The sequence below is a fragment of the Maribacter sp. genome, from assembly GCF_039968975.1.
Lineage (GTDB): Bacteria > Bacteroidota > Bacteroidia > Flavobacteriales > Flavobacteriaceae > Maribacter.
The window spans coordinates 1-4209 of the sequence record NZ_JBDVOT010000150.1 but is presented as its reverse complement, the minus strand read 5'-3'; the positions used below and the strand labels follow the sequence as shown (position 1 = coordinate 4209).

The 4209-nt window shown below is 35.2% G+C and carries 3 protein-coding genes and 1 pseudogene; 1 reads left to right on the top strand and 3 read right to left on the bottom strand.

The annotated features are described in order from the left end of the window. The 3 genes and pseudogenes from ABJI11_RS10165 to ABJI11_RS10155 all read right to left on the bottom strand — a co-directional run. A pseudogene (locus ABJI11_RS10165) lies at positions 1-207 on the bottom strand (hypothetical protein); the annotation flags it as partial. Positions 208-332: 125 nt separating this feature from the next. Further along, the gene (locus ABJI11_RS10160) at positions 333-1139 is read right to left on the bottom strand and encodes an SDR family oxidoreductase (protein ID WP_348351791.1); all 807 of its coding nucleotides are present in this window, start codon (positions 1137-1139) and stop codon (positions 333-335) included. Further along, positions 1132-3414 (bottom strand): M28 family peptidase, encoded by a 2283-nt coding sequence (locus tag ABJI11_RS10155; RefSeq protein WP_348351789.1) that lies wholly within the window; start codon positions 3412-3414, stop codon positions 1132-1134. The genes ABJI11_RS10160 and ABJI11_RS10155 overlap by 8 nt, the downstream gene beginning before the upstream one ends. A 120-nt stretch (positions 3415-3534) precedes the next feature. Here ABJI11_RS10155 and ABJI11_RS10150 point away from each other — a divergent pair, with 120 nt between their 5' ends. Continuing rightward, positions 3535-3999 carry a CBS domain-containing protein gene (locus tag ABJI11_RS10150; protein ID WP_276491715.1) on the top strand — a complete coding sequence of 155 codons (465 nt, stop codon included), beginning with the start codon at positions 3535-3537 and terminating at the stop codon, positions 3997-3999. Positions 4000-4209: the final 210 nt, after the last annotated feature.

Genomic DNA, 4209 nt, shown 5'->3' with positions numbered 1-4209 from the left:
GTCATATAAGCTATCGTCTTCTATAACTTCCATTTTTATTCTATGACGGTGATAGTCTATAGTAACATTGGTAGCATTATAGTATTTTTTCAACAATGCAATATGCAAATCTTCATACTTTTTAGAACCGTTTGGGTTCTTGCAACTTAGGGAGATGAGCTTCTCTAATTCAACTAAAACCCTCTCCCGTAATTTATCTTTCTTCATAACATTATGGTTTTATATTGTTATACAAAGGTATGTCATACGTCGATAAGTAGCTGGCATACAACAGTATATTAACGTTGTTTTTGGCTATTTGTTGCGAAAATGACACTAGGTGTTGTGTAAGCTCATTTAATGTTTGTAAGAAAGATATACTCGTTAATAAGAAAAATACTACAAAATGTAATTAATTTAAGATTTTGACCTGTTGAGGTATATTGTGGTGGTGTAATACCTCTTTTAATGGCTTGTTCAGTATAATATTCTTTTTTAGTTGGATGCTCAGGATAAACGGCATTTAAGAGATCATTATAATAGTCCAGTTCAATGATTTTTTTGATGATACCAACACAATCATCTAAATGAATTAAATTGACCGGAGCGTCCCCGCCACTAAGGTTTTCTCTACCGGATAGCATTGTAACCGGGTGTCTATTTGGACCAATTAATCCGCCAAAGCGAATAATGGTCGTGTTTAATTCTTTATCGTTTTTTAAAAGGTCTTCGCATTGTAGTAATTGTTTGCCAGATTCGGTCGTTGGTATAGTTTTCGTATTCTCATCTACCTGTCCTTTTGCATCACCATAAACTGCCGTACTACTTGCAAAAATGACATTTCTTACTGTAGATTTTTTGACAGCGTTATACAGTAGTTTAATTTTTTCAAAATAGCTTTCTTTGGGTCCTTTGCCTCTTAATTTAGGTGGAACGTTAATAACAAGAACAGAGAGCGATTCTAGAAAGGTATCTATATCGCCATTGATTTTATTTTCTGATAATGAAATTTGAAACGGACGGATTCCCTTTTTCTTTAAGACCGCTAATTTATCTTCTGAAGTTGATGTTCCGTTGACATTATAACCCTCGGCAAGTAAGCTCTCCGCTAATGGCAATCCTAGCCAACCACAACCAATTACACCAATTTTCTTATTCAAACTTTACTTTTTGTATGGTTAGTATAGCATCGTTCAGCACAAATGGCATCGGTATTTGATCTTCTTTTCTTGGTGGTACAGAGAACAGACCGTTATCAAGTAAATCGTTAGAGGCTTCATATACGGTGAGTTCTAATTCTTGATTTTGTGGTATTTCTAGGGTTATATCAGTATAATTTTTATCACTAATGTAATTGGTTATTAATCTGCCACCATATCTGTTTTGTAGAAAGTATTCAGATAATTCAATGCCATTTACATCTGCCTTTAAAATATCAACTTCATTGGTAAATACCTCTAAACGGTTTATAGGTCTGTTTGGGGTAACACACAAACGTACCGTACGTACAGCATTGATAATAGTATCTAACTGTATTTCAATAGTAGGTTTTGGTACTTTTTTTAAAGGAGCTACGTTCGTATACGTAAAATTAGAACCGTATTTACTGCTAATGGTCTTTTTACTGAGAATACTATCTGCTGATTTTTTGGTAATATATTGTGAGGTCCAATCAGATAATTCATGCTCGTAGGTTGCCCACTTTGCCGTATTTTCATCGGTGTCTAAAACGTATAATAAGCTAGTTGGTTTTGGGCGTTCTTTAGTAAAACCAGAATGCATATGTGCAGATACCATATAACCGGCAAATAACAAGAAACTTAGAAAAGCCAAGGCGCCTTTTTTTCTATATTTTGTAACTAACGGAAGTAGTAAAAAGAAAATTAGCGTGGTCAATAGGGTAGAAGCTACCATCATTTTAAGACCTAGCCCAACCGGAAACATTTGTACGAACGGAGCAAAAATAAATACTGCGGGTATACCTAAGAATACCAGTAAAAAAGCATCGGGATTTTTCTGGTTGATATGTACATAAAAGGCAACCAAAAAGCTGTATAACGGTATAATAAAAAAGGCGGCTCCTTTTAAATATACTGCTACCAAACCGCAGATAATTATCCAAATAATAAACGGTGCTACCAGTAAATTTGCAGTTTTTATGACTCTAAACCTGTAATATGCGTAGAAACAGGTGCTTAATGAAAATAGCGTAAATGCAAAGATATAGGCATGACCATTATAGGTAAACCCATGCAGAATATCATTATAAGCTGGGTAGACCCATTTTAAAAACTGCCAGCTGTAGAAGCCCACAATACCATTCAACACTAAAGTAAAGAGTACCGGAATAAATCCTTTTAAAATGTCTTTTCCGTTCAGCACCTTTTTTCTGAATCCGGATATTAATAGTACTATGAAAACAAGAATTGCAATACCTAACATTGGCATGATCCAACTAAAAGGATAAGAGACCATTTTAAAGAAAGGAACATTGAAATATACATTATCGTCCAAACTCTTTAAATTGCTAATGTCAGAATTACCGAAATAGTTTAACAAAGGCATTAAATAGCTTCCTTGGTGTGCCAGTGTATTTCTATCTAATCGCTCGTAATTATCTATTTGAGTGTGGTAATCAAAATGATCATCGATAAAAGCAAAATTGAAGCCCTCTACATCGCCATCTTCCCTGAATACTGTTAAATCAGTATCGTTAGGTAGCATCTTATAAATACTATAGGCAAGTGAATTGGCTACAGGAAATTCAGGATTTGCGGCAATGAATTCTGATATCAACTTGCTATTTCCTCTGTTGGTTTCCATTAGCATATAACTTGGACCTCCGCTGCCACGAGCTTCAAAATTTAGGACCAAGCCAACATCTTTTAACCACTCATGTTTATCTACAAAAAGATCTGCGCCGTTTAGTCCCAATTCTTCAGCGTCAGAGATAAGAATGATGATATCGTTTTTGGGTGTGGTATTGGTTTTCAAGAAAGCCCTTACGCCCTCTATAATGGTAGCTACGCCACTACCTGCATCACTAGCACCTAAAGAAGAATGAGGGTTACTATCATAATGACTTAATATTAATAATGCTTTACCTGGTTGGCTTCCTTTAATACGTGCTAGTATATTTTCTGCCTTGCTCAAATTTCCCCAATCGCCAGCGGTATAACCTTCTTGTAAAGAGGTCTCTAATCCTAACTTTTGAAGCTCTGCAGTAATATAATTTCTAACAGTGGTATGTGCCGGAAACCCAACACCATGTGGTTCTTTTGATATTTCTTTTACATGTTGTAAAGCTCTGTCAGTAGAAAATTCAGTTTCTGCCACAGCTTCGCCCTCATGATATTGGGGTAATAAAACTCTAAAGCTCCAATAGGTAGCAAGAATGATTAGAAGTAATGTGAGTAAGGTCGGTGTTTTCTTCATAATTATGATATTCTTTTAAAAACTCACAAAATATTGAGTATTAAATGGTTTATATAGAATATTATTAGTAATTCTTATTTTATTTAGTATCTTTAGTAATCAACCTTTAAACAAACTATCATGGGGATCAAAAGCTTTCAAGGCGTTAGAAAAGTATTTAAAAAAGAATTTGAAGCCCCAATTTTGGTCGCTGATTATATGACTACTAAGTTAATCACTTTTTCGCCAGATGATTCAATTTTAGACGTAATGGAGAAATTTGCGAAACATAAAATCTCTGGAGGACCTGTTTTGGACACCAACGGGTTTCTGGTAGGCATCATTTCTGAAGCAGATTGTATGAAGCAGATTTCTGAAAGTCGCTATTTTAATCAGCCTATATTAGATAAAAGTGTAGAAAATTTTATGACAAAGTCGGTGGAAACCATTCCTCATGATATTTCAATATTTGATGCTGCAGGTATTTTTGCCCAACATAATAGAAGGAGATTGCCAGTTATGAAAAATGATATTTTAGTCGGGCAGATTAGTAGAAAAGATATAGTGATTGCAGCTTTGAAGCTGAGTGGTCAGAATTGGAAATAAAATTTATGAAGTGAAGAATTAAAAGTAAGAAGTACACCTGTAAAAAAAAGTCTCCTTTTAAGGAGACTTTTTTTATAAAGTTTATATTCCAACAGCCAACAGCCAACAGCCAACAGCCAACAGCCAACAGCCAACAGCCAACAGCCAACAGCCAACAGCCAACAGCCAACAGCCAACAGCCAACAGCCAACAGCCAACAGCCAACAGCCA

Excerpts from the sequence above, each read along its gene's own strand:
- ABJI11_RS10155 (WP_348351789.1), bottom strand. The coding sequence starts at position 3,414 with ATGAAGAAAACACCGACCTTACTCACATTACTTCTAATCATTCTTGCT.
- ABJI11_RS10150 (WP_276491715.1), top strand. The coding sequence starts at position 3,535 with ATGGGGATCAAAAGCTTTCAAGGCGTTAGAAAAGTATTTAAAAAAGAA.